The sequence below is a fragment of the Variovorax sp. 10N432 genome (genome assembly GCF_056394465.1).
Genome location: NZ_JBFTHX010000011.1, coordinates 157,146 through 181,110 on the forward strand (window position 1 = coordinate 157,146; position 23,965 = coordinate 181,110).

The 23,965-nt window shown below is 66.6% G+C and carries 20 protein-coding genes; 12 read left to right on the forward strand and 8 right to left on the reverse strand.

Features of this window, described 5'->3' with window-relative positions; all coding sequences use genetic code 11:
* Window positions 1–73: 73 nt before the first annotated feature.
* The 7 genes from AC1DF3_RS15545 to AC1DF3_RS15575 all read left to right on the forward strand — a co-directional run bounded on the left by AC1DF3_RS15545 (window position 74) and on the right by AC1DF3_RS15575 (window position 7,078).
* Window positions 74–844: a Crp/Fnr family transcriptional regulator gene (locus AC1DF3_RS15545; RefSeq protein WP_286533867.1), complete on the forward strand. Its 771-nt coding sequence runs from the start codon at window positions 74–76 to the stop codon at window positions 842–844.
* A 209-nt stretch (window positions 845–1,053) separates the two neighbouring features.
* Window positions 1,054–1,893 carry an ABC transporter permease gene (locus AC1DF3_RS15550; RefSeq protein WP_478140092.1) on the forward strand — a complete coding sequence of 280 codons (840 nt, stop codon included), beginning with the start codon at window positions 1,054–1,056 and terminating at the stop codon, window positions 1,891–1,893.
* Window positions 1,883–3,118, forward strand: coding sequence for an ABC transporter ATP-binding protein (locus AC1DF3_RS15555; protein WP_286533865.1), 1,236 nt, complete (start codon window positions 1,883–1,885; stop codon window positions 3,116–3,118). Before AC1DF3_RS15550 ends, AC1DF3_RS15555 begins: the two co-directional genes overlap by 11 nt.
* Window positions 3,119–3,121: 3 nt before the next feature.
* Complete coding sequence (locus AC1DF3_RS15560; protein ID WP_478140093.1) at window positions 3,122–4,015, forward strand: glycosyltransferase; 894 nt, start codon at window positions 3,122–3,124, stop codon at window positions 4,013–4,015.
* Complete coding sequence (locus AC1DF3_RS15565) at window positions 4,015–4,887, forward strand: glycosyltransferase (RefSeq protein WP_478140094.1); 873 nt, start codon at window positions 4,015–4,017, stop codon at window positions 4,885–4,887. The genes AC1DF3_RS15560 and AC1DF3_RS15565 overlap by 1 nt, the downstream gene beginning before the upstream one ends.
* On the forward strand, window positions 4,884–5,984 hold the full coding sequence (locus AC1DF3_RS15570) for a Gfo/Idh/MocA family protein (protein WP_478140095.1): 1,101 nt from the start codon (window positions 4,884–4,886) through the stop codon (window positions 5,982–5,984). The genes AC1DF3_RS15565 and AC1DF3_RS15570 overlap by 4 nt, the downstream gene beginning before the upstream one ends.
* Before the next feature lie 2 nt (window positions 5,985–5,986).
* Complete coding sequence (locus tag AC1DF3_RS15575) at window positions 5,987–7,078, forward strand: NAD-dependent epimerase/dehydratase family protein (protein WP_478140122.1); 1,092 nt, start codon at window positions 5,987–5,989, stop codon at window positions 7,076–7,078.
* A 19-nt stretch (window positions 7,079–7,097) separates the two neighbouring features.
* On the opposite strand, the gene AC1DF3_RS15580 is transcribed toward AC1DF3_RS15575, so the two are convergent.
* Together AC1DF3_RS15580 and AC1DF3_RS15585 are read right to left on the reverse strand one after the other, a co-directional pair.
* Window positions 7,098–8,030 carry a hypothetical protein gene (locus tag AC1DF3_RS15580; protein WP_478140096.1) on the reverse strand — a complete coding sequence of 311 codons (933 nt, stop codon included), beginning with the start codon at window positions 8,028–8,030 and terminating at the stop codon, window positions 7,098–7,100.
* A gap of 64 nt (window positions 8,031–8,094) precedes the next feature.
* A complete protein-coding gene (locus AC1DF3_RS15585; RefSeq protein ID WP_478140097.1) occupies window positions 8,095–8,970 on the reverse strand; it encodes a DUF6279 family lipoprotein in 876 nt (291 codons plus the stop codon).
* A gap of 25 nt (window positions 8,971–8,995) precedes the next feature.
* Between AC1DF3_RS15585 and glmU the strand changes: the two genes are divergently transcribed.
* Window positions 8,996–10,432 carry a bifunctional UDP-N-acetylglucosamine diphosphorylase/glucosamine-1-phosphate N-acetyltransferase GlmU gene (gene glmU / locus AC1DF3_RS15590; RefSeq protein WP_478140098.1) on the forward strand — a complete coding sequence of 479 codons (1,437 nt, stop codon included), beginning with the start codon at window positions 8,996–8,998 and terminating at the stop codon, window positions 10,430–10,432.
* A gap of 13 nt (window positions 10,433–10,445) precedes the next feature.
* Here the strand turns inward: glmU and AC1DF3_RS15595 are convergent, their stop codons facing one another.
* The gene (locus AC1DF3_RS15595) at window positions 10,446–10,925 is read right to left on the reverse strand and encodes an Lrp/AsnC family transcriptional regulator (RefSeq protein ID WP_478140099.1); all 480 of its coding nucleotides are present in this window, start codon (window positions 10,923–10,925) and stop codon (window positions 10,446–10,448) included.
* 134 nt (window positions 10,926–11,059) lie between these two features.
* On the opposite strand from AC1DF3_RS15595, the gene glmS reads away from it, so the two are divergent.
* The gene (glmS, locus tag AC1DF3_RS15600) at window positions 11,060–12,940 is read left to right on the forward strand and encodes a glutamine--fructose-6-phosphate transaminase (isomerizing) (RefSeq protein WP_478140100.1); all 1,881 of its coding nucleotides are present in this window, start codon (window positions 11,060–11,062) and stop codon (window positions 12,938–12,940) included.
* A 58-nt stretch (window positions 12,941–12,998) separates the two neighbouring features.
* On the opposite strand, the gene AC1DF3_RS15605 is transcribed toward glmS, so the two are convergent.
* Window positions 12,999–13,571: an FmdB family zinc ribbon protein gene (locus AC1DF3_RS15605; RefSeq protein ID WP_478140101.1), complete on the reverse strand. Its 573-nt coding sequence runs from the start codon at window positions 13,569–13,571 to the stop codon at window positions 12,999–13,001.
* An 18-nt stretch (window positions 13,572–13,589) separates the two neighbouring features.
* On the opposite strand from AC1DF3_RS15605, the gene AC1DF3_RS15610 reads away from it, so the two are divergent.
* Window positions 13,590–15,791 carry an ATP-binding protein gene (locus AC1DF3_RS15610; RefSeq protein WP_478140102.1) on the forward strand — a complete coding sequence of 734 codons (2,202 nt, stop codon included), beginning with the start codon at window positions 13,590–13,592 and terminating at the stop codon, window positions 15,789–15,791.
* On the opposite strand, the gene AC1DF3_RS15615 is transcribed toward AC1DF3_RS15610, so the two are convergent.
* Window positions 15,766–16,911, reverse strand: coding sequence for an FAD-binding oxidoreductase (locus AC1DF3_RS15615; RefSeq protein ID WP_478140103.1), 1,146 nt, complete (start codon window positions 16,909–16,911; stop codon window positions 15,766–15,768). The genes AC1DF3_RS15610 and AC1DF3_RS15615 overlap by 26 nt on opposite strands.
* 261 nt (window positions 16,912–17,172) lie before the next feature.
* Between AC1DF3_RS15615 and AC1DF3_RS15620 the strand changes: the two genes are divergently transcribed.
* Complete coding sequence (locus AC1DF3_RS15620; protein WP_478140104.1) at window positions 17,173–18,480, forward strand: ClC family H(+)/Cl(-) exchange transporter; 1,308 nt, start codon at window positions 17,173–17,175, stop codon at window positions 18,478–18,480.
* A 39-nt stretch (window positions 18,481–18,519) separates the two neighbouring features.
* Here AC1DF3_RS15620 and AC1DF3_RS15625 read toward each other — a convergent pair whose 3' ends face one another.
* Window positions 18,520–20,616 carry an O-linked N-acetylglucosamine transferase, SPINDLY family protein gene (locus tag AC1DF3_RS15625; RefSeq protein ID WP_478140105.1) on the reverse strand — a complete coding sequence of 699 codons (2,097 nt, stop codon included), beginning with the start codon at window positions 20,614–20,616 and terminating at the stop codon, window positions 18,520–18,522.
* 118 nt (window positions 20,617–20,734) lie between these two features.
* Here AC1DF3_RS15625 and AC1DF3_RS15630 point away from each other — a divergent pair, with 118 nt between their 5' ends.
* Window positions 20,735–21,436, forward strand: a complete 702-nt coding sequence (locus tag AC1DF3_RS15630; protein WP_478140106.1) for a glycosyltransferase family 32 protein — start codon at window positions 20,735–20,737, stop codon at window positions 21,434–21,436.
* 21 nt (window positions 21,437–21,457) lie between these two features.
* On the opposite strand, the gene AC1DF3_RS15635 is transcribed toward AC1DF3_RS15630, so the two are convergent.
* Window positions 21,458–21,952: a MarR family winged helix-turn-helix transcriptional regulator gene (locus tag AC1DF3_RS15635; RefSeq protein ID WP_478140107.1), complete on the reverse strand. Its 495-nt coding sequence runs from the start codon at window positions 21,950–21,952 to the stop codon at window positions 21,458–21,460.
* A gap of 57 nt (window positions 21,953–22,009) precedes the next feature.
* The gene (locus tag AC1DF3_RS15640; protein ID WP_478140108.1) at window positions 22,010–23,926 is read right to left on the reverse strand and encodes a tannase/feruloyl esterase family alpha/beta hydrolase; all 1,917 of its coding nucleotides are present in this window, start codon (window positions 23,924–23,926) and stop codon (window positions 22,010–22,012) included.
* Window positions 23,927–23,965: the final 39 nt, after the last annotated feature.

Sequence of the window (23,965 nt, forward strand, 5' to 3'; positions counted from 1 at the left end):
CGCCCGAAGTGTAGGAGTCGTCCCGCCCCTAGAAAACGTCAAAAGACACAGCGCTCTGCCCTATAGTGTTCGAGTGAAGTTCGAGGACTATCCAGCGCCATCCCACCCCCCGCGGTGTGCCCACCCTTGCGAGGAATGCACGCTGCGCGCGAACCCCACGTTTCTCGCGGTCGGCTCCGACGAGGTGCGCACCATCCAGTCGTTCCGCAGCGGCACCCGGGTGGTCGAGGCCGGCGGCGTCATCGTCAGCGAGGACCGGCCCTCGCCCCAGCTCTTCACGCTGTATTCGGGTTGGGCCTTTCGCTACAAGACGCTGAGCGACGGCCGGCGCCAGATCCTCGGCTTCCTGCTGCCGGGCGATTTCATCGGCCTGCAGGACGAATTCGCCGACGGCCACACGCACGGTGTGGAGGCCGTGACCGATACGACGATGTGCAGCTTCGAGCGCGACACTTTGTGGAACTTGTTCCATGCCCGTCCCAAGCTCGGCTATCACATCACCTGGCTGGCGGCGCGCGAAGAGAAGCTGGTCGACGACAACCTCGTGACGGCCGGCCGGCGCAATGCAAGCGAAAGGGTCGCGATGCTGCTGATGCACCTGTACCGGCGTGCCGAGCGCGCCGGCATGGTGCGCGACGGCTGGACCGAGTTCCCCTTCAACCAGCAGCACATCGCCGATGCGCTGGGCCTGTCGCTGGTGCACACCAACAAGACGCTGCGGCGCCTGCAGCGCCTGGGGCTCTACAAGCTCGACAGCGGCTGGCTGCGCATCCTGGAGCCGCACGCCCTGGAGACGCTGGGCGACTATTTCGAACGGCCGATGCAGCCATTGCCGCTGATCTGAGCCGTCGCCGTGATGTTTCGGCGCGCGCTGCAGTCAACACCGCCTTCGGCAGATACTGCGAGAGGCATAACACCGTGTCGTTTCGCACAGTCGGCCGAATGTTAGTAGTTAAGAGTTAATCTTGACGTGTATCATCGTGCAACTAATGTCTCTGAGGCTGTCTCGCAGGACTCCTCGGTGCTCTCTCAGGCTCGGAAGGTCTCTCGTCAATGTCGAATGCAGGTGAACCTCACCTTGTTATCAAGCCGCAGCGTCGTGCGGCTTTCTTCCCCTGGCGGGATGTGCTGGAGTACCGCGACCTGCTGCGCATCCTCGCGCTGCGCGACGTGCGGCTGCGTTACAGGCAGACGGCGGTCGGCGTGCTCTGGGTGGTGCTGCAGCCGCTCATCGGTGCGGCGCTGTTTGCCTTCGTTTTCGGGGCGGTAGCCAACCTGCCGACCGGCGACGCGCGCATTCCATACTTCGTCTTCGGTTTTGCCGGCCTGCTGATCTGGAACACGTTCCTTCAGATCTTCCAGAAGGCCAGCGATTCGCTGGTCGGCAATTCGGGGCTGGTCAGCAAGATCTACTTCCCGCGCATCGTGCTGCCGCTGTCGACGGTGCGCGGCGTGCTGCTGGACTTCGGGGTCGGCGCGGTCGTCATGTCGGTGCTGCTCGTGATCTACCGCATTCCGCCGACTTTCGCGCTGCTCTTCCTGCCGGTCTCGATGCTCATGGCGATCCTGCTGGCGCTCGGGCTCGGTTTCTGGACCGCGGCGCTCAATGTCAGCTATCGCGATGTGCGCTACGTCATTCCGGTTCTCAGCCAGTTCCTGCTGTGGGCGAGTCCGGTGGCCTACGCTGCATCGAGCATTCCTCAGTCGGCGCAATGGCTCGCCGCGATCAACCCGATGGTCGGCATCCTCGAATCGTTCCGGTGGGCCGTGCTCGGCACGCCGACGATGAACTGGGGCTCGGTGGTCTGGAGCGCCGTGGTTTCCGTGGTGCTGTTCGCCGTGGGCGCCATGATCTTCCAACGCGCAGAGCGGAGATTTGCCGATGTCATCTGATCTGGCGATTTCCGTCCGTGGACTCAGCAAGGAGTACCGCATCGCGCACATGGCCCAGCACAGCCGGGTCACCGAGGCCGCATTCGCGGCGCTCAAGAACGTCTTCCGCCGCCAGGAGTACGAGACCTTCAGGGCGCTCGACGACGTGTCGTTCGACGTCAAGAAGGGCGACGTGGTCGGCGTCGTCGGCCGCAATGGCGCGGGCAAGAGCACGCTGCTGAAGGTGCTGAGCCGAATCACCGAGCCGACGGCGGGCGAAGTGCGCCTGTACGGCAAGGTCGGCTCGCTGCTGGAGGTCGGGACGGGCTTTCATCCCGAGCTCACCGGGCGCGAGAACATCTACCTCAACGGCTCGATCCTCGGGATGCGCGAGCGCGACATCGACCGGCAGTTCGACGCCATCGTCGATTTCGCCGAGGTCGAGCGCTTTCTCGACACGCCGGTCAAGCGCTATTCGAGCGGCATGTACGTGCGCCTCGCGTTCGCGGTGGCCGCGCACCTGAACCCCGAGATCCTGATCGTCGACGAGGTGCTCGCGGTCGGCGACACGCAGTTCCAGCAGAAGTGCCTGGGCAAGATGAAGGACGTCAGCAGCCAGGAAGGCAAGACGGTGCTCTTCGTGAGCCACAACATCGCCGCGGTGAAGGCGCTGTGCAACAAGGGCCTGCTGCTCCAGGGCGGCAAGCTGAAGCGCCAGGGCTCGGTCGACGAGGTGCTGGCCGAATACGCGACGCGGGCGCCGGTTGCGGTGCAGGCGCGGTACGGCAAGTCGTCGAAGCTGCAACTGGTGGACCTGCTGATCAACGGCGCGCAGACGGCCGTGGGCGACATCGATTTCCTGGAGCCCCTGGAGATCGAGTTCGAACTCGAGGCGATCGAACCGACGCCGCTGTGCATTCCGTTCTTCCGCTGGCACGACTCCAACGGCGTCACCCTTTCCGAAGTCTGGGGACCCGAGGAATCGGTGGATTTCCAGCGCTACGACGGGCGCTTCACGTTCCGGCTCGCGCTGGAGCGCATGAGCCTGATGCCGGGCCGCTACTTCATCGATTTCTATATGCACGACGTGGCGGGCAAGGAAGTGTTTTCCGCGCCGGAGTGCGTGCAACTCGAAGTGCATCCCGTCGCCCTGCCCGGTGCGCCGCGCGCCTATGAAGGCCGCCATGGTGTGCTGAGGCTCGCGAGCCGCCTGTCTGCCCACAGCATCGTTTCGCAACAGGCGTGAGCCATGGCGACGCTGGAAGCCCTCACGGCCTCGTACAACTCTGCCGCGACGCTGTCGGAAACCCTCGCCTCGGCGTGGGGGGACAACCGTGTTCCGGTGCTGCTGGTGGACGACGGCTCCAGCGACGGCTCGGCCGACTACGCCGAGCGTTGTGAAGGCGTGCGCGTGATCCGCCAGCGCAATGCCGGCCCTTCGGTGGCGCGGAACCGCGCGATCCTCGAAAGCCGGGCGGAATTCGTGCTGTTCCTCGACAGCGACGATCTGCTTCTGCCGGGCTACCGCGCAGCGTTCGAGTCGGCGCTGGCTGCGAATCCGGATGCCGATGTGTTCGTCTGCGGCATGCAGGTCGTCGACGACGAAGGCCGTCCGGTCGACCGCCATGGCGCGCCCAGCCTGCAACCGACGGCCTTCCTGAGCGTCCTGCGCGGAGAACCGGTGCCGACCAACGGCGTCATCGTGCGGCGCGAGGTCTTGGCGCGCACCGGCCTGTTCCGGCCCGGGCTTCATCACGCGGAGGACCTCGACCTCTGGCTGCGCATCGCGGCGGCGACCGACAAGTGGGTTCGCATGGACCACTCGCTCGCGGTGTACCGCCTGCGCGGCGGCTCGCTGAGCAAGAACGGGCAGGCCATGTGGCGAGGCATCCGGCAGGTGGTCGGAATGGCGTCTCGCCTGCCGGTCGGTTCGCCGACCTTGCGTCGCGTCACTGCGCGCCATGCGTTGCAGGGCGGCGCGCGCTACGTCTACAACATGGCCTTCGCACCGATGCTGCGCCAGCGCGCGCGCACGTCGATCTCGGCGGCGCTGCGCGAAGTGGCGCGGCTGCCGGTGTGCTTCTGGCCGCTGGTGCTGCGGGACGGTGTTTCCAGTCTGTGGCGGCGGCAAGGGTCGCATTGATGCCGGAGTTCAGCGTCATCATCCCGTGCTACAAGCAGGCGCATCTGCTGCCGAAGGCGATCGAGGCGGCCCTGGCGCAGGCGCGCGACGTGGATCTCGAGGTGATCGTGGTGGACGACGGTTCGCCTGACAACGCCTCCGAAGTCGCGAGCCGCTATGAAGGCGTGATCGTGATCCGTCAGCCGAATGCGGGGCTGTGCGCGGCCCGCAATCGCGGCATCCTGCGCTCGAGCGGCCGGTATCTGCTGTTCCTCGATTCGGACGACTTCCTGCGCCCCGGCATGCTCGCCGCGGCGGCGCGCGCCTTCGCGCAGTCCCCAGACCTCGATGTGGTGCACGGCTATGCCGACGTGGTGGACGAAGGCGGGGACACGGTCATCAGCGAGTTCGGCGGGCGGGACCTCTCCGTCGATGCCTTGCACACGCTGCTGCGGAGCTGCATCGGCCCCCCGAACACCTTCGTCATACGCCGCGAGATCCTCTCGCAAGTCGGTCTCTTCGATGTCAGCCTGCGCTCCTGCGAGGACTGGGACCTCTGGCTGCGCATCGCCGCGGCTGGCGGCAAATTCGGGCTCGCACGCGACATGCGCAGCGTCTACCGCATCGTGCCGGGCAGCATGAGCAGGAACGTGGAAGTGATGTGGCGCGCCGGGAGCCGGGTCATCGGCCGCAATGCGCCCGCCCATGCGGACTGCCGTGCGTGCCGCGAGGCGAGGCGTGCCGGCTTCGCCGGCTTCTCGCTGACGATGCGGCCGCTGCTGCGGGACGTGGTCCGCTCACCCGGCGGCAAGTTGCGTGCAGCCGGCATCCTGCTGCGCAATCCCGTCCTGTTGGTCCGGCAACTACGACTGGTTTTTCGGATCAAGAAATGAATAGCGAGAGCGCAATCGAGAACAAGGCGGAGGCTCCGCTCAAGGTCCTCATCATCGGCTGCGGCGCGGTGGTGGAGGAATACCAGGGCCCGGCGGCGCGCGCGGCAGAGCGGCAAGGGTGGCTCGAAGTGGTCGGCCTGGTGGACCGCAGCGAAGAGCGACTGGCGCGTTGCCAGCACCTCTTCCCCTCGGCCAAGTGCTACAACGACCTCGAGCACGCGCGCGAAGCCGACATCGCGCTGATCGCGACGCCGGCGCGCAGCCATGCGGATCTCGCGCTGTCGCTGCTCGGGCGCGGCTACAACCTGCTGGTCGAAAAGCCGATCTGTGCCACCGTCGCCGAGGCGCGCAGCATGCGCAGCGAAGCGGATCGGTTGGGCCTCATGCTCGCGGTCGGGCACTTCCGGCGCTTCTTCCCGGCCATCGAGACCATTCGCACCATGATCGCCTCCGGGGTGTTCGGGCCGGTGCGCCGCATCGTGGCCGACGAGGGCGGCATGTTCCGCTGGCCGGCCGCGACGGCGGGTTTCTTCACCCGGCAGGAGGGCGGCGGCGGCGTCACCTTGGACATCGGCATCCACATGCTCGAAATCCTGGTGTCGTGGCTCGGCCTGCCCGAGGTCGTGGACTATGCCGACGATGCCATGGGAGGCGTGGAGATCAACAGCGCCGCCAAATTGCGCTGGCCCGGCGGAACCGAGGCCGACATCCGCCTCAGTTGGGATGTGGAGCTGGCCAACTGCTATCGCGTCGAGTTCGAACGCGCGACCGTCACGTGGCGCACCGGGCAGGCGACCGACCTGCTGATCGAGATCGACGGCGTGCCCGTCCCGCAGCTGGCAACGAGCCGCCTGCAATACGGCAGCACCGCCACGTACTCCACCCCGGCCCACGGGTACCTCGGCGCCTTCACCGCGCAGTGGAAGGACGTGGTGGATGCGGTCCGCGAGAACCGAAAGCCCCGCGTCAGCGGCGGCACGGCCATGGCCGCGCTGTCGCTCGTCGAAACCATGTACGCCCGCAAGCGACTGATGGACATGCCTTATTTCGATCCGGAAGAGTCCGTCCGCGCCCACCAGCTCGTGGAGGCGGCGTGACCATGCAAGTCGCGGTGCTCGGAGGTTCCGGATTCGTCGGCACCCGCCTGATGGAGAAGTGGGTGCTCGGCGGCACGCACGATGTGCGTGCGATCGTGCGCAGCCCCTACAGCCTCGCCCGCATGGCGCGTTTTGCGTTGCCGTCTTGGAAGCAGGCCGACATCTTCGACGCGGCCTCGCTGGCCGAAGCGGTTCGCGGCTGCGACGCGATGGTGCATGCGATCGTCGGCGATGCCGCGCAGATCGTCGCCGCCGCGCAGGCTGCGGTGCAGGCTTGCAAGACCGCGGGCGTACGCCGGCTCGTCTACCTCAGCAGCGCCTCCGTGCACGGGCAGAACCCGCCGGCAGGCACCGACGATGCGACGCCGCTCAAGGACGACCAGCCCAACGACTACAACAACGCCAAAGTGCGGGCCGAGCGCGTGCTGCGCGAAGCCTCGGGCGTGGAGGTCTGCATCCTGAGGCCGGRCATCGTCTACGGGCCGCGCTGCCAGTGGTTCGGCGGCCTGCCGCGCGCGCTGCATTCGAAGCAGGCGTTCCTGGTCGAGGGCGGCCATGGGTTCTGCAACCACATCTACGTCGACAACCTGATTCATGCGATCGAGCTGGGCCTCACGCATGCGCGCGCGGCCGAGGGCGCCTTCTATGTCGCGGACAGCACCTGCATGACGTGGCGCGAGTTCTACCAGCCGCTGGCGCAGGCGCTCGGCTTCGACATGTCGGACTTCCGCGAGGTGCCGGCGGCGGGCATGCCGACGCGCTCGCTGCGCGACCGCGTGGCGTGGGCCAAGCAGGTGCCGGCGTCACGGATGATCCTTCCGATGTTCAGCCGGCGGCTGAAGGATGCGGTGAAGGCCGGTCTCGAGCGCTACACGGCACCCCCGATCGCGAGTGGCTTCCTGCTGCCGCAGGCGCCTTCGCCATCGGCGGACTACGAGATCAGCCAGTTGCACACTTGCGCGACGCGATTGCCGATGGATCGCGCGGTCGAGGTGCTCGGCTATGCGCCGCCGCTGGGCGCTGCGCAAGGGCTGGACCGCAGCGCGCGCTGGCTCGCGGGCCTGTGGGTCACCGAGCCCCCCGCGAAGCGTTGAGGCCGCGAGTCCGGCAGGGTCAGGCCGAGCGGTAGACGCGGCCGATGGCGGTGGCGATCTTCAGTTTGATCCGCCGCCACGCGAGATCGCCGTCCCCCCACACCTTGATCGGCGCATTCGCGAACTGGTAGTACGCCTTGGCCGCGAGCCGCGGCGGTTGTCCGCGCAGTGCCTGCAGGATGTGTTTGCCGTCCCACGGCTTGAGCCAGCCGATGGCATGCGACAGGTAGTAGCCGCCCGGCAAGAAGTCCATCGCTTCGGGCCCGGCCGTGTTGAGCGGCACCTCGCTCACGGTGAGGGCGAAATTGAGCGCGTCCTGATCCGTGGAATGGAAGATGGAGTTCGCATCGCCCGCCTTCAAGTGCTTGACGCCCTTGTTGTGGTCGACCACCAGGTCGCACAAGTGGCCCCACAGACCCAGGAACTCGATGTGCGCGCGCGGGACGGCGATGAAGCCGGAGTTGTAGTAGCGCCCGATGCTGCGCTGCGAGGTGACGCCGTGCGCCGCGAAAAAGCGCTGCCACTGCAGGCGCTTCGGGTGCCGCTCGGGAAAGTTGGGGTTGACGTCCTCGCACAGCGAGATCCCGTCGTCCGTGAACCAGGCGGCGAATGCTGGCCACGTGCACTTGAGGACGATGTCCGGATCCAGGTAGGCGACCCGCGTCGCCTCGGGTGCGTGGTGCTCCAAGACCTGGCGCAGGAAGGTCGGCTTGTAGTACGCGAAGTGCAGCGGGGTGTCGATTTCCACCATGTGCAGCTTCAGCGTCGGCGCGACCCGCAATTCGCCGCTGGCCCGGTCGAAGTCGGGGGAGTCCGCGATCCACGCCGGCAGTTCACCGCGGTAACCGACCCAGAAGTCGCCCACGAAGCCCGAGGCGATCAGCGAATTCGACAGGGCGGCAACGCCGTAGTGGTAGTTGCCTTCGAACAGAGTGCAGAGCGTGATGGTCATGGATCTGGTTACGATTTGGGCCTGATTGTAAACAAACGTTCTAAAGGTAGGGTTCAGGGCGCGTTCAGGGTGTGTCGGCGCCGCCTTGCGCATCCGCCAGCTGGCGCAGGTCGTTGGCGTAGGCTTGCAAGCGCCGCGCCGCCTTCTCGCGCTGAGCCGCGGTCGTGCGGTTGTGCAGCACCGCCATCGTGTCGCAGGCCTCCTGCATCATCGCCGCCTGCCGCGCGGCGGCGGGGCCTGGCGCCGGCTCGGCCACTTGGCGCACGTAGGCCTGGATCAGCGCCTGCGTCTCGCCCGGCGGCAGCTGTTGCGTCTGGACCCGGCGCAGCAGGGCCAGCACGTCCTGCTGGCGCCGCTTGCGGTCGGCGTCGACCGCCAGCGGATCGAAGGCCGAACGTTCCACCTGCTGGCGCAGCAGCTCGCGCTGGCCGGCGTCGAGCCGACCGTAGAAATCCTCGCTGCGATCGAGGAACTGGTCGTAGCGCTTCTCGCGCTGCTGGGCCGGGCTGCGCGCGAGCCAGTCTTCGGCGTAGGTGGCGTTGGTCTTCTGGTACTTGCGCTCGATCTGCCGCAACTGCGCCTCGCTCAGGCTGCGCGCGAGTTCGGCGCCGGCCGGCGCGCCGCGTTGCGCCACCGTCAGCAAGCGCGCCCGGAAGGCGTCGAGCAAGTCGCAGGCCTGCGTCGGCGTGATCTCGCCCGGCGCCAGGGACCGGGCCTGCTGCAGCAGGTCGGCAAGCTTCGGCAGCTCGTTGCGCCGGTGCCAGGCCAGCAGCTGCTGCAGTTCTTCGCGCACCCGCGGCGTCTGCGCGTCGTCGAAGTCGACGTAGCCGTCGAGCCACCAGTAGCCGACTTCGGGCAGGTTGTTGTAGGCGAGCTTGAGCGCGCTGCAGGAAGCGAGCAGCGCGGCGGCCATCAGCGCGCCGATAATCCGCGCCAGCATTGCGCAACGCATTCGGGAAAGTGGCATGAATCAGATTCAGAAGGACAACCAGGAGCCGGTCGACGTCGTCATCATGGCGGCCGGAAAGGGCACGCGCATGAAAAGCAGCCTGCCTAAAGTGTTGCATCGTTTGGGCGGGCGCGCGCTCGTCGCCCATGTGATCGATACCGCGGCCGGGATCGGCGCCCGCCATGTCGTGGTCGTGACCGGCCATGGCGCCACCGATGTCGAGACGGCGCTCGAGGGCGCCGTGGCCGGCGTGACGCCGCAATTTGCGCGCCAGATGCCGCAGCTCGGGACCGGGCACGCCGTGCAGCAGGCGGCGCCGCTGCTGCCCGACGATGGGACGGTGCTGGTGCTGTCGGGTGACGTGCCGTTGATCGGTGCCGACACACTGCGCGCGCTGGTGGCCGAGAGCGCGGGCCGCCGGCTGGCGCTGCTGACCATCGAGGTCGACGACCCGCAGGGCTATGGGCGCATCGTCCGGGTGCAGGGGCAGCAGGACGCCGAAGGCGAGGTCCAGTCGATCGTCGAGGAAAAGGACGCCTCCGAGGCGCAGCGCGCCATCCGCGAGATCTACAGCGGCGTCATGGCGGTGCCGGCCCGGCTGCTCAAGACCTGGCTGGCGCGACTGGACAACAGGAACGCGCAAGGCGAGTACTACCTGACCGACATCGTCGGCTTCGCCGCCGTGGACGGCGTCCCGGTGGTCGCGCACCGCACCGACGATGCCCTGCAGGTGGCCGGCGTCAACAGCCCGGCGCAGCTGGCGGCGCTGGAGCGCGCCCACCAGCTGCGCCAGGCCCACGCCCTGATGGCGCAGGGCGTCCGGCTGGCCGATCCGGCGCGCTTCGACCTGCGCGGGACGCTGGTCTGCGAATCCGACGTCGAGATCGACGTCAACTGCGTCTTCGAGGGCGCGGTTTCGCTCGGTGCGGACGTGCGCATCGGCGCCAACTGCGTGATCGCCAACGCGCGCATCGAGACCGGCGCCGTGATCCATCCGTTCACCCACATCGACGGCGAGAAGGCCGGCGTGACGGTGGGCGCCGGTGCCCTGGTCGGGCCGTTCGCGCGGCTGCGGCCCGGAGCCCGGCTGGGCGCCGAGGTGCATATCGGCAATTTCGTGGAGGTCAAGAACTCCACGCTCGCGGCCGGGGCCAAGGCCAACCACCTGGCCTACCTGGGCGACGCCACGGTCGGCCAGCGCGTCAACTACGGTGCCGGCAGCATCACGGCCAACTACGACGGCGCCAACAAGCACCGCACGATCATCGGCGACGACGTCCACGTGGGCAGCAACTGCGTGCTGGTGGCGCCGATCACGATCGGCGCCGGCGGCACCATCGGCGGCGGCTCGACCATCACCAAGAGCACCGAGCCCGGCGCCCTGACGATCTCGCGCGCCAAGCAGGCCAGCTACGCCGACTGGCAGCGGCCGCAGAAGGCCCCGAAGTCCTGAGCCGCGTCGCGCCTCAGGCCGGGGCGGGCAGCGGCAGCCGCGGCGCGAACTTGGCCCGGTGCAGGCTGAAGAAGGCCTTGACGTTGCGCACGTTGGCGTCACTGGTGAAAAGCCGCTGCGCCAGCGCCTGGTAGGCGGGCATGTCGCGCACGGTCGCGATCAGCACGAAGTCCGGCCCCGGCGAGACGCGGTAGCACTGCTGCACCGCGTCGTCCGGCGCGACTCGCCGCTCGAAGGCCTCCAGCGAGTCCGCATCCTGCCGGTCGAGCGAGACCTCGATGACCGCGGTGAGCAGCGGCCCGAGCCGCACCGGGTCGAGGATCGCGACCTCGCTGGCGATCCATCCGCCCGCCCGCAGGCGCCGCACCCGACGCAGGCAGGTCGGGGGCGAGATGTTCAGGCGCTCCGCCAGCGACTGGTTGCTGGCGGAGGTGTCGCGCTGCAAGGCGTCGAGCAGGCGAAGGTCGATGTCGTCCAGGTCTTCAAATTTCATTTCAATGTGGATTATGAAAGAAAACTTGATGCCATTGGATTCATGAAATATCTAGACAAAAAATATGATAATTCGATCTCAAATTTCAACCGGCGAAGCCTAGCATCTGGGCTCCAACCTCAGGAGCAGATCACATGTGTGGCATCGTCGGCGCCGTTTCCGGTCGCAATATCGTCCCGGTCCTTGTTCAGGGCCTGCAGCGGCTCGAATACCGCGGCTACGACTCGTGCGGCGTGGCCGTCAACGCCAACGGCCTGCAGCGCGCGCGCACCACTTCGCGGGTCGCCGACCTGCTGGCCCATGTGCGCGACGACCAGATCGAGGGCAGCACCGGCATCGCCCACACGCGCTGGGCCACGCACGGCGCGCCGGCGGTGCACAACGCGCACCCGCATTTCAGCCACGGCCCGGGCGCCGATGCCGAGACCGGCCGGCCCGGCCGCGTGGCCCTGGTGCACAACGGCATCATCGAGAACCACGAGGCGCTGCGCGCCGCGCTGCAGGCCAAGGGCTACGTGTTCGCGAGCCAGACCGACACCGAGGTCATCGTCCACCTGATCGACAGCCACTACGACGGCGACCTGTTCGAGGCCGTGAAGACCAGCGTGAAGCAGCTGCACGGCGCCTATGCGATCGCGGCCATCTGCCGCGACGAGCCGCAGCGGGTGGTCGGCGCCCGCGCCGGCTCGCCGCTGATCCTCGGCGTCGGCCAGGATGGCGGAGAGAACTTCCTGGCCAGCGATGCGATGGCCCTGGCCGGCGTGACCGACCAGATCGTCTACCTCGAGGAGGGCGACGTGGTCGACATCCAGCCCGGCAAATACTGGATCGTGGACCGGGCGCACAAGCCGGTGACCCGCACCGTGCGCACCGTGCACGCCCACAGCGGCGCCGCCGAGCTCGGCCCCTACCGGCACTACATGCAGAAGGAGATCTTCGAGCAGCCGCGCGCGATCGCCGACACGCTCGAAGGCGTCGAGGGCATCGTGCCCGAGCTGTTCGACGGCGTCGGCGTCGATGGTGCTCCGGGCGCGGCGGCATGGCGCGTCTTCAAGGAAATCGACAGCGTGCTGATCCTGGCCTGCGGCACCAGCTACTACAGCGGCTGCACCGCCAAGTACTGGCTCGAGGGCATCGCGAAGATCCCGACCCAGGTCGAGATCGCCAGCGAATACCGCTATCGCGACTCGGTGCCCGATCCGAAGACGCTGGTCGTGACCATCAGCCAGTCGGGCGAGACCGCCGACACGCTGGCGGCGCTGCGGCATGCGCGGTCGCTGGGCATGGAGCAGACGCTGACCATCTGCAACGTGGCCACCAGCGCGATGGTGCGCGAATGCAAGCTGGCCTACATCACCCGTGCCGGGGTCGAGATCGGCGTCGCATCCACCAAGGCATTCACGACGCAGCTGGCGGGGCTGTTCCTGCTCACGCTGGCGCTGGCGCAGGCCAAGGGCCGGCTCGGCGATGCCGACGAGGCGCGCTACCTCAAGGAGATGCGGCACCTGCCGGTGGCGCTGCAGTCGGTGCTGGCGCTCGAGCCGCAGATCATCAGCTGGTCGGAGGATTTCGCCCGCAAGGAGAACGCGCTCTTCCTCGGCCGCGGCCTGCACTATCCGATCGCGCTCGAAGGCGCGCTCAAGCTCAAGGAAGTGACCTACATCCACGCCGAGGCCTACGCCGCCGGCGAACTCAAGCACGGGCCGCTGGCGCTGGTGACCAGCGAGATGCCGGTCGTGACGGTGGCGCCGAACGACGCGCTGCTCGAGAAGCTCAAGAGCAACCTGCAGGAAGTGCGCGCCCGCGGCGGCGTGCTCTACGTGCTGGCCGATGGCGACACGCGGATCGAGAACAGCGAGGGCGTCCACGTGATCCGCATGCCGGAGCACTACGGTGCGCTGTCGCCGCTGCTGCACGTCGTGCCGCTGCAGCTGCTGGCCTATCACACGGCATGCGCGCGCGGGACCGACGTGGACAAGCCGCGCAACCTGGCGAAGAGCGTGACGGTGGAATAGAGGCCCGCTGTGCTGGTCGGCGCGCGCGCGGCGGCGGCGGCGGATTCGGGTGGATGGCCTAGCTTTTCTTGGAAGTCTTCGCAAAGAACTGCGTCGGCTGGTGTTCAACGGCCTCACTGGCGCACTTCGGGCAACGCAGGCGAGCAGTCTCATGCTCGGCGACGTGTTCGATGTGCTCGAAAACCGCGCCGCACTTTGAGCAACGATATTGGTACGTAGGCATGGCATTTCTCCACCCGAGAGCGGGTTGGGAAAGTTCCATGAGGGAAGCGCCCCGCTCCTGGCGTCTCATCCTACGACGATGGCGCTTCCGTGGAAACACTTTCGGGACGTGGTGGAGGTCAGCGATTGGCCGTGACTGTCTGTTCGCCAGCGCCGACCGAGGTATGGAGCGTTCAAATCGCCTCGTCGAACTCATGCTCTCTGGCGAGGAGATGATTGTCATCCACAGCGGATGCACGCGACAATGGATGCCGTCACCAGTTCCTGCACCACCGATGAACCAAGCCGACCGGCCGTTTCCCCGCGCCGGGATCGCGGGCGTTCTGTCGGACGGTGCGCCCATTTGCGTCCCGCGGTGACCTATGACGCAACTCCCCACGGGCACGGTCACCTTTCTGTTCACCGACATCGAGGGCAGCACCAGGCTATGGCAGCACTTCCCCGATGCGATGGGATCCGCGTCTCTGGGATCACGCTGAGCCGTGTGTCGCGCATCCTGTCCGCTGGCCACGGCGACCAAGTGTTGTTGTCGTTGACGACGGCTGAGCTCGTGAGCGACCGCCTGCCCCGGGAGGTGACGTTGCGTGACTTGGGCGAGCATCTACTGAGGGATCTCGCGCAACCGCAAAGAATCTTTCAACTCGCGGCACCCGGGCTGCGCAGCGAGTTTCCGTCCCTCGGGGCACAGCGCGCGACACCGAACAACCTCCCCATCCCGCTCACCAGCTTCATCGGCCGTGAAGTTGAACTTGCCGCGATCCGTGAGCAGTTGCGTCTGACCAGGCTGCTCACCTTGTCGGGTCCGGGAGGTTCCGGCAAGACCAGGCTATCGATTCAGGTCGCCTCGTCGGTGGCCGATGCGTTCGTCGACGGGACACGGTTCGTGGAACTCGCGCCGGTGTCCGACCCAACGTTTCTGCCGAGTGCGGTTGCCCATGCCCTCGGGCTGCGTGAGGAGGGCGTGCGCAAGCCCGAAGATGTGCTAACGGATTTCCTGAAGGACAAGCAGGTCCTGCTGGTCATCGACAACTGCGAACACATGATCGAGGCAGTGGCGCGACTCGCCCAGCGGCTGCTGGCACGGTGTCCTGCGATCACGGTTCTCACCACCACCCGCGAGGCACTGGCCGTTCCAGGCGAGCTCGTATTTCAGGTCCGTCCCCTCACGATGCCTGAAGTCGGCGCCAGCCCGCTCGCCGAGCCCAAATCTCTGTTGCAATACGAATCAGTCCGGTTGTTTGTCGAGAGGGCGGCTGCGGCCCAGCCGTCCTTTGCAGCAGACAGGCAGAACCTGCCATCGGTTGCGGAGATCTGCATCCGGCTGGACGGCATACCGTTGGCGATCGAGCTGGCGGCAGCCCGCGCCAAGGTGCTCAGCGTCCATCAGATTCTTGCGCGCCTGAACGACCGATTCCGCTTGCTTACCGGAGGCAGCCGGACGGCCATGCCGCGCCAGCAGACGCTCCGGGCCGCGATCGACTGGAGCTTCGATCTTCTGCCAGCGCCCGAACGTGCACTGTTGAGGTGGCTCTCCGTGTTCGCGGGTGGCTGCACGCTGGTTGCCGCAGAGGCTGTTGCGTCGGGTGCGGAGATCGAGATCGACGTGCTGGAGGCACTGAGCCATCTGGTCAACAAGTCGCTGGTCGGCGTGCGGGAAGAGCAAGAGAAGGTGCGCTATCAACTGCTCGAATCCGTCCGCCAGTACGCCGTTGAAAAGCTGGTCGAGGCGGGGGAATTGGATGTCGTTCGCGATCGCCATCTCGACCATTTCGTGGAGCTCGTCGAAGGTGCCGAACCGCGCTTGTATGGGGCAGGTCAGCTCGCTGCACTTCAGGCGATAGAGACGGAGGGTGACAACGTTCGTGCGGCGCTGGAATGGGCGGCCAGCGCTCACAGAACGCTGCCTGGGCTTCGATTGGCATCCCGCCTTGGACGATACTGGGCCATCCGCAGCGAATACAGCGAAGGCGTCTTTTGGCTACGTCGCGCGATGGCGGCGCCGAATGCCGCCGAGTACCCTGCCGACCATGCATGGGCGCTGTTCTTCCTGGGCTACATCTCCTTTTTCAAGGGGGACAGGTCCACGATGCAGCAGGCCTTGCATCAAGGCTTGGAGATGGCCCAAGCCTGCGGAGATCGCCGCTGCGAGGCGTATGCGCTCGACTTCTTGGGCGTGTCCGCAGTAGAGGAGCGGGACTTCGCACTGGCCGACCAGCGTTTCGCAGAGAGCCAGCGCATGATGCGCGAAGTCGATGACCTCTGGGGCGTCGCCCTCACGCTTTGGCATATGGGGCAAAACAAGCACGAGGAACACAAGAATGAACTCGCGCTGGATTTGTGGAAGCAAGCGCTGGCGATATATCAATCGTTGGGCGACGGTTTTCGCACCGCTGTCCTGCTGCGCGTCATCGGCGTAGAGCAAGTGCGCACTGTATATGACTCGATCGGCTCACTCCGGTCCGCGAGCGCCAACATGGTGGAGCTCGGCAGGGCCAGGCTTTGGTTCGATCGCCACAAGGAAGAGGTCGAGGCGGCCTTCGCGGAGGGGCGGATACCGAACATCGACGAGGCTATCGAACTGGCCATGGCATTCCAGCCGAATCTCACGCAGCCTGCGGCGTCGGCTTGATGTTGACGTTGAGGCTGAAGATGTTGTCCGGGTCGTATTCGGCCTTGATGCGTGCAAGGCGCTCGTACTTGGCCTCGCCGTACGAGGCGCGCACGCGGTCGTCGTCAACCTCCATCATGAAGTTCACGTAGCCGCCCGACCCCGTCGCATGTGGTCGCATCGCTTCCCAGAAATTGCGCACCCAGGTTCGATCGGCTTCGTACGACTCGCGGTCAAGGGCGGCGGCTCCGATGTTGAACACGTAGCTTGCAGATCGGCTTCCGCCAAAGGCCGTGTCGGCGTCGCCAGGCGTGCAGTAGGCGCCGGGCATGATGAACGTCGGGCAGAACGACAGCGGAGAGCTCTTCTTCGGCACGTGTTCGCCGATGACCGCGATCGCCGCGTCCGACAACTCGTCGAGGTAGAGGGCCTTCTCGTAGCCGAGCGTGCCCCAGGTGGCGCTTTCGTTGAACATCTGCTGGAGCGCGACGTAGGGAATCGGCGTGACCAATTCGAAAAGCGGCGTCACGGCCTCGCGGATCGGGGCCACGGCCTCGCGGTGCGCCTCGGCCGACCCGAAGCCCGCGACCAGCAGCGCATGCCCGGGCCGAAACCGATACTGTTCGGGCACGAATGGCGCGGGTGGCGCGCTCAAGCCGATCGCCAGGAAGGCGGTCGCGTCGGTGGGCAAGGTCTTGACGAATCCGCGGGCGAACTGCAAGGCCTCGGACCCGTTGTCGAGACCGAAGAAGAACAGCCCGAGGTTGACCAGAGGGCCCACGGGGTGAAGAGCAAATTCGAATGATGTGACGACGCCGAAGTTGCCACCGCCGCCCCGCAGCGCCCAGAATAGCTCGGGGTTTTCTTCCGCTGACGCGCGGACGATGCGCGAGTCCGCGGTCACGACTTCAGCGGCCACGAGGTTGTCGCACGAGAGTCCGGCCATCTTGGTGAGCCACCCGATCCCGCCCCCGAGCGTGAGACCCGCGACGCCGGTGTGGCTGATGAAGCCGCCGGGAGTCGCCAGCCCGTGCAGCTGCGTCGCCGCGTCGATGTTCGCCCAGGTCGCGCCGCCGCCGCATACCGCCCGCCGGGCCGAAGGATCGACGATGACGCCGTTCATTGCGCCCAAGTGGATCATCAGGCCACCGATGCGTCATGCGCCCTCCGCTGAAGTCCTGCGAGTGGAGCACTTTACTCCGGCGCCGACGACGACCAGGCCAAGGCAATCGAGCGGCAGATTTCAAGCGCTGAAATCGACAGTGCCAGCCGACGCTGGTGCCCTGCAAGCTTCGGCGCAAGATTGGTAACACGCCGAAACGGTCGCCAGATAGTGAGACCAGCACGTGCTCCAGCTTGCAAAATCGCCTCACTGCAGGCAGTCCCCTCTAGTGACAACAATATGGCGCCAGACCTCGATCAGGACGACAGCAGAGCCGGCACGCTGGTTCTCGCGCTGCTGTCGCTGCTTGTGGGATGTGCCACGGGGCTCGTCTGCGCCGTATTCAGGCGCCTGCTTCAAGCGGCCGATGCGCTGCGAGGCGAGTACATTGCCTGGGCGCATCAGGAGGGGCTCGTCGGCTTTTTGCTCGTCGTCGCCAGCACCGCTGCGGCGACTGCGCTTGCCGCAGCGCTGGTGAGCAGGATTTCCCCGAATGCGGCAGGTAGCGGCATCCCTGAGGTCGAGGCGGCGATCAACGGCGGCGAACCGGGCCGACCCGTGCGCACCGCCATCGTCAAGTTCGTCGGCGGAGTGCTCGCCATCGGCTCCGGCCTCGCCCTCGGTCGCGAAGGGCCCAGTGTGCAGATGGGTCACTCGATCGCGGACCTGATCGGCCGGTTGTTCCGGCGCGGTCAGGTCGACGCCCGCGTGCTGTTCGCCGCGGGCGCGGGCGCGGGGCTCGCCACGGCCTTCAACGCCCCGATCGCCGGCGCTGTGTTCGTGCTGGAGGAACTGCTGCGGCGTTTCGACACGCGCACCGCAGCCGCGGCATTGGGCGCCTCGGCGGGCGCGATCGCTGTGGCGCGCGTGTTCGTGGGCGTGGAGCCGGATTTCGCCGTGCCGGCGCAAGCCTTCCCGGGCTTCGCGACGGTGCCGGTCCATGTGGCCCTCGGTGTCGTTGCAGCGCTCGCGGCTGCCGCCTACACGCGCGCCGTCATGGGCGCACTGGCGATGGCCGATCAGGCTGACGGGATTCCGGTAGCGGCTCGGGCGGCGTTGATCGGCGTCGGCGTCGGCCTCCTGGGTTGGCTGGCGCCCCAATGGGTCGGAGGCGGAGACGCGCTCACGCAGCAAGCGCTGCTCAACGCCGGATCCCTGTCCACCATCGGCCTGATCTTTGCATTCCGGTTCGCGTTCGGTCCGCTTTCCTATGCGGCCGGCACGCCCGGCGGCCTGTTCGCGCCGATGCTCGTCCTCGGCGCGCAGATCGGCCTCGTCTTCGGTCGGCTGTACGGGCAGTGGTTTCCGGACAGCGCGTCTCCGACCGCCTACGCCGTAGTCGGCCTGGCCGCATTCTTCACCGCAGTCGTCCGTGCGCCGCTGACGGGCATCTGCCTGGCCGTGGAGATGACGGGCAGCGTCAATTTGCTGCTGCCGATGCTGGCTGCCTGCTTTGGCGCCATGGTGGTGATGAACCTGCTCGGCATCCCGCCGATCTACGACCTGTTGCGCGAACGGGCCGAACGCAAACTGCGTACCGCCGGATAGAACGAGGGGTGGAAGCCTCCGCCGCGTGGCCGGGCCATTTCAAATCGGCAACGCGTCGATCCAAAGGTGATCGGGCTCGAGCCCATTTCGCCTGCGCTCCGCCATGGCCTCATAGGCGGCCTCGATGTGGCGAGCGAAGCGCGGCGTGTCGAAGAGCGGCAACCGGTCGCGGTCCACGCGCAGGCGATCGCGCAGGCCTGCCAGTTCATCCGGGTTGTTTGCGAGTCTTCGTGCCGCCGCTTCGTAGTCGGCCACGCTGTGCGTGACCAGCTCATCCAGGCCAGCCGCATGCAGCAGGCTGGACGCCACGCGTGCAGGGAAGGTGCTTCCTGCCAAAGTCAGCACCGGGAGGCCGGCCCAGAGCGCATCGCTGCAGGTGGTGTGCGCATTGCAGTGGAAGGTATCGAGGAACAGGTCGGCATGGGCGTGGCGCGCCAGGTGTTCGGCCAGGGGTGCCCGGCTGGCCCAGACGATGCGCTCGGACGCCACGCCGCGCGCCTTCGCCTCGGCGGCGACCTCGGCCTGCATGCGCTCGCTGCCCGCCAGCAGCCACAGCACGCTGGAAGGCACATCGCGCAGCAGGCGCATCCAGACGTCGAATACGTCGGGCGTGAGCTTGAAGCTGTTGTTGAAACAGGCAAAGACGAAGCCTTGCGCCGGAAGGCCCATGGCTTCTCGGGAAGGCACGTCTCCTGCGATTCGCTTGGTGTTGTCGTTCGCCTGGTAGCTTTCGGGTAGCCGCACCACTTTCTCGGTGTAGTGCGCCTCCTCGCCGCTGCGTATCAGGCGCGGATCGGCGATCAGGTAGTCCATGTAGGTGCAACCCATCGTCCCGGGGAAGCCGAGGTAGTTGACCTGCAGCGGCGCCGCGCGACGGGCGAAGATGCCGGCACGAAAACCCTGTGTGAAGCCGTTGAGATCGACAGCTATATCGATGCCCGCCTCGCGTGCCATGTCGGCGATCTCGGCGTCACTGTGATCGCCGACCTCGATGAAATGATCGAAGGCCTCGCTGACCCGGCGACCCAGTTCGTCGCCTTCGCCGCGGTCGAGCGAATAGCCGAACCACTCGAACCGCGTGTGGTCGTGGCATTCGAAAAGCCGGACCATGAGTTGCGATGTCGCGTGGTTCCGGAAGTCGGAGGAGAAGTAGGCAATGCGAAGCTTTCGGCTGGCGTCACCAGGCGGCGCACTCGCCGCTGCCGACTCGTCGTCGTCGCGCGCCGGATACCTGCTCTCGGCGAAGGTTCGCGCGCAGGCCTGCAGCGTCGCAGCATCCGCCGGAGTTCCCATCAACGAGAACGGGGTCGCGACTCGTTCGCCCTGCCCGACCCGCGCCAACAATCCCTGAGTGTCGCGTTCCCAGTCCTGCCAGATGCACTCGTGCATGCGCAGATGCAGCAGGTGGCCGGGCAGGTAGTCGCTGTCCGGAGCCACTTTCGCCAACGCCTCGTAGGCCGCCAGCGCCTCCGGATAGCGCCGCATCGCAAGCAGGCTGGTGGCGTGATCCTCCAGGACGGCGACATTGCCGGGGTCCAGGGCCAGCGCGCGGTCGTAGCTCTGCAGCGCTTCGAGCCCGCGGCCGAGGCGAGTGAGTACCGAGCCGCGATCGCTCCAGGCGCCGGCACGATCCGGTTCCAGCGCCAGGGCGCGGTCGTAGCAATCCAGCGCTTCGTTGAAATGCTCCAAACCGGTCAAGGCATTCGCGAGGTTGTGCAACAGCAACGGCGAACGCGGATTCTTGCGCTCGGCGCGGCGAAACGCGGCCACGGCGCGTTCGTCCTCGTGCAAAGCGGCATAGGCGACACCGAGTTCGTGGAGCGCTTCGAAGTAGTCGCCGCCCGCTTTGAGCGAGCGTTCGAATGAAGTCGTCGCCTCGCGCGCCCGGCCGCTCTGGAGCTGCACACGACCGAGATAGAACAAGCACTCCGGCGAGCACTTGGACAGCTGGGCGGCCTTCGTCAGGTATTCCTCGCAAGCCTCCGTCTCGCCGCGGTTGCCGCAGATGTAGGCCAGCAGTTCGTAGGCCTTGGACGGAGGGTTCGGCTTGGCTACGATCTGGCGCAGCAGCGGTTCTGCGCTCTTGATTTGGCCGGCGCGGAAGTAGCGCTCGGCCCATGCGATCTGGACGTCCATGGGGTCGCGAGTCTATGGGGATTCGATTTGAACGCCAAGCGTAGAATCGCGCCACCCAGGCTGAGCTTCTCGACGACGCATGCTTCAAAAGCCATTGCTTACCCGCATACCCAGGATATTGCATCAGACCAATGCCCATGCCGCGCTTCCCGCGGAGCTGGCCGAGCACGTCCGGAAGCTTCAGGTTCAGAACCCGGGCTGGCGCTACGAGTTCTACGATGACAACGCCTGCGTCGAATTCATCCGCAAGAACTACGACCCGCGGATCCAGAAGGCGTATGACAGGATCAATCCCCGGTACGGGGCTGCGCGGGCGGACTTCTTTCGCTATCTGTTGATCTACAGGGTGGGCGGCGTCTACCTGGACCTCAAGAGCGGCTTGACCAAGAGGCTCGACGACATCGTTTCAAGTCACGAGTATCTGCTTTCGCACTGGGACAACGGGCCGGATGGAACGCATCCCGGATGGGGCGGGCACTTCTCGAACTTCCCGCAAGGCGAGTTCCAGAACTGGTATGTGGCCGCTGCGCCCCGCCACGTCATTCTCAGAGCCGTCATCGAACACGTGCTGAACAACATCGAGAACTACACGGTCGAACGGTTCGGCGTAGGCCCCGAAGGGGTCTTCTACACGACCGGTCCGGTTGCCTACACCGAGGCCATCGTGCCTTTGCTCAAGAGCGCGAACTACCATCTTGAGAGGACGAACTACAAGATGGGGTTCATCTTCAATGCGCTGGGGCCTCAGTACAGGAAACTGGTGTACGAATCGCGGCCCCACTACTCGGCACTCGACGAACCGGTCGTCCTGCCGGGCTGAAGCGACTCCGCGTGTTCTGACTCAGCCGCGTCGATGCGCGGACACGCGCTGCAGCAACTCGAAGAGCAAAGCACTTTCGCCTGGCGTCAGATGGCCCAGAAGTTCCTTCTCCATCGACAGGGCGACCGCCTCCGCCTTCTTGACCAGGTCGGCGCCCTTGCGGGTCAGCCGCACATGCTGCGAGCGCCGATCGACTTCGCTGCGGCTGCGACTCAGCAAGCCGCGGGCCTCCAGCCGGTCGAGCGTCACCGTGAGGTAGGGCACTGACACGGCGAGCGCGCGCGCCAGCTGTTTCGGGGCGACATCGCGGTTCGAGTCGACCAGCACGAGCAGCGAATATTCGACCCGCCGGAGATCGAATGGCTCCCCCACGTGCTTGAGGAACAGGTTGGTCGTGGGGATCGCTGCCTGCACGAGGCTGTAGCCGAGAAGCCGGCGCATGCGCTCGTCCTCCAGGCCGCCGCGAGGGGAATGCACGGCGGGCTCGTGCGTAGGGGTTGAGGTGCGTGCCGTCATGTCGGCGGCCAGTGTAGCGGCCGCCTTCTGCCGGTCATGCCGGCACGCAGGAGCGCTTCAGGGCGTGCAGACGTAGTTGGCCGGATCGTTCTGCGCTGCCAGCGCAGTCTGCGAAGTGCCTGTCGCGCCGGTGTACTTCGCGTACTGCGGATAGGGGCACAGCGGCCGTACCCGGGTCGTCGCCCCTGTCGGCAGCGTCCAGCCGAACTGGGCCGGTGTCGTGGTGCTGGAACGCGCGATCAGCCGGTCCGGCGCCTGTCCTTTTTCGACCCAGTTCACGACCGCCGTGAAGGCCGGAAACGAATCGGTTGCCGGACCGCCGCTGCAATGGTTCATGCCGGGGACGGCAAAGAGCCGTGCGAAGTCCTTGACCGTGCCGTTGGCGGCGGTCTGACTCAGCGCGCTGTACCAGTTGGCCGTGTAGTTGAACGAGAACACCGGATCGCTGGTGCCGTGATAGACGATCAGCTTGCCGCCCTTGTTCTTGAAAGTGGACAGGTCGGTCGAATGCGTGCCCATGAAGTCATAGGCCGATGTGCCGTAGATGCCGCTGGTGGTGGTGATCTTCGGTGCGTCGTTGTCCCAGTCGAAATGCAACTGGTATTGCACCAGCGAGTTCGCGGTCGACAGGCCTTGCGTGGGCGGCGTGGTGAAGACCAGCGGACCGGCGCCACCGCCGAGCGTCACATTGATCGCGCCGTTCACGCCCGGTGCGCCGAAGCCGGGGATTCCCACCTTCCAGATCAGCCAGCCGGTCGAGCCGATGCCTGCGTCCCACGGCCAGTCCGCGTAGAGCGCGGTGCCGGCGCTGTTCTTCGGGCCGCCCATGACCTTCTGCATGGCCGTGACCTGTGCCGGGACGAGGCAATCCGCCGGCGCGCCCGTGGCGCCGCAGGCCAGCGTGCTGACGTCGAAGTTGCATGACTTGTTGATCATGCCGTCGACCAGGCCGTCGTCGGCATCGCATTTGGCGAGGATCGCCGTCTGCATGGCCTTCCATTGCGGCATCGTGAAAGCCGAGGAGAGAAGGGGCGTGGTGCCGGCCCCTGGGCCGGCACTCTCGAACAATTGCTGTGCGGCCGCTGCCGCAGCGAACTGCTGGGTGTCCCAGGCTTCCGCCAGCCACGCCTTGGGCAGATCGGAGCCGGGGTCGCCGGCCACGACGCCGTCGAACTCGTCGCCGAAGCGCTGCGACACCATCATCGCCTCGCGCCCGCCCTCGGAGCAGCCCATGAAATAGGCGTAGTCCTGCTTCTTGCCGTAGTAGCGCGTGATCAACTGGTTGGCGAGCTGCTTGGTCTGGCCGATGGCGTTGTAGCCGAAGTCCAGGCGCGCCTGCGGATCGAGGCCGAAGGCCGAGCTGCCGGCGTTGTTCGGGTCGCTGTTGATGCTGTCGCTGTGCCCGCTGTCGTCCGATACGGTCGCGTAGCCGGAAAGCAGCGGATTGACCGCCTCGGCATTGGTGATGACGCCCGTCGTGTTGGGGATGGATCCGTCCGTTCCGCCGCCGCCGCTGAAGAAGAGGCGGCTGTTCCACGTGCTGGGCAGGTTGATCTGGAAGCCGATCGCATAGGTGGTCTGCGCGTCGGTCTGGCCGGCGGCCTTGAAGCCCGTCCGGCCGCCGTTGATGGTGCCGACCACGGCGCAATAGGTCTGCGGATTGCCGTTCGCGTCGGTGGCGGTGGTCTTCGACAGCGTGGTGGACGTGATGCTGACCTTGCGACCGGTCGCCGACAGTTCGGACGCCAGCGTCGCCACCGCAGCGCAGCCGGCCGCGGCGTCGGGGTTGTTGAGAAGCGGCGGCTGCGCCGATGCGGAAGGCGGCGGAGGAGCGGCTGGCGCGGGCGCGGGGGCAGGGGCGGGGGCGCTTGCGATCGGCAACGAAAATCCGCCGCCCCCGCCGCCGCAACCGCTCACAGCGGCAGCGGACAGGGCACCCGCAATCAAGACCTTCAACGTGGCGTGGGACTCCATGATGTCTCCTGTGGTTAACTATTCTTTGCAGCGATTCCT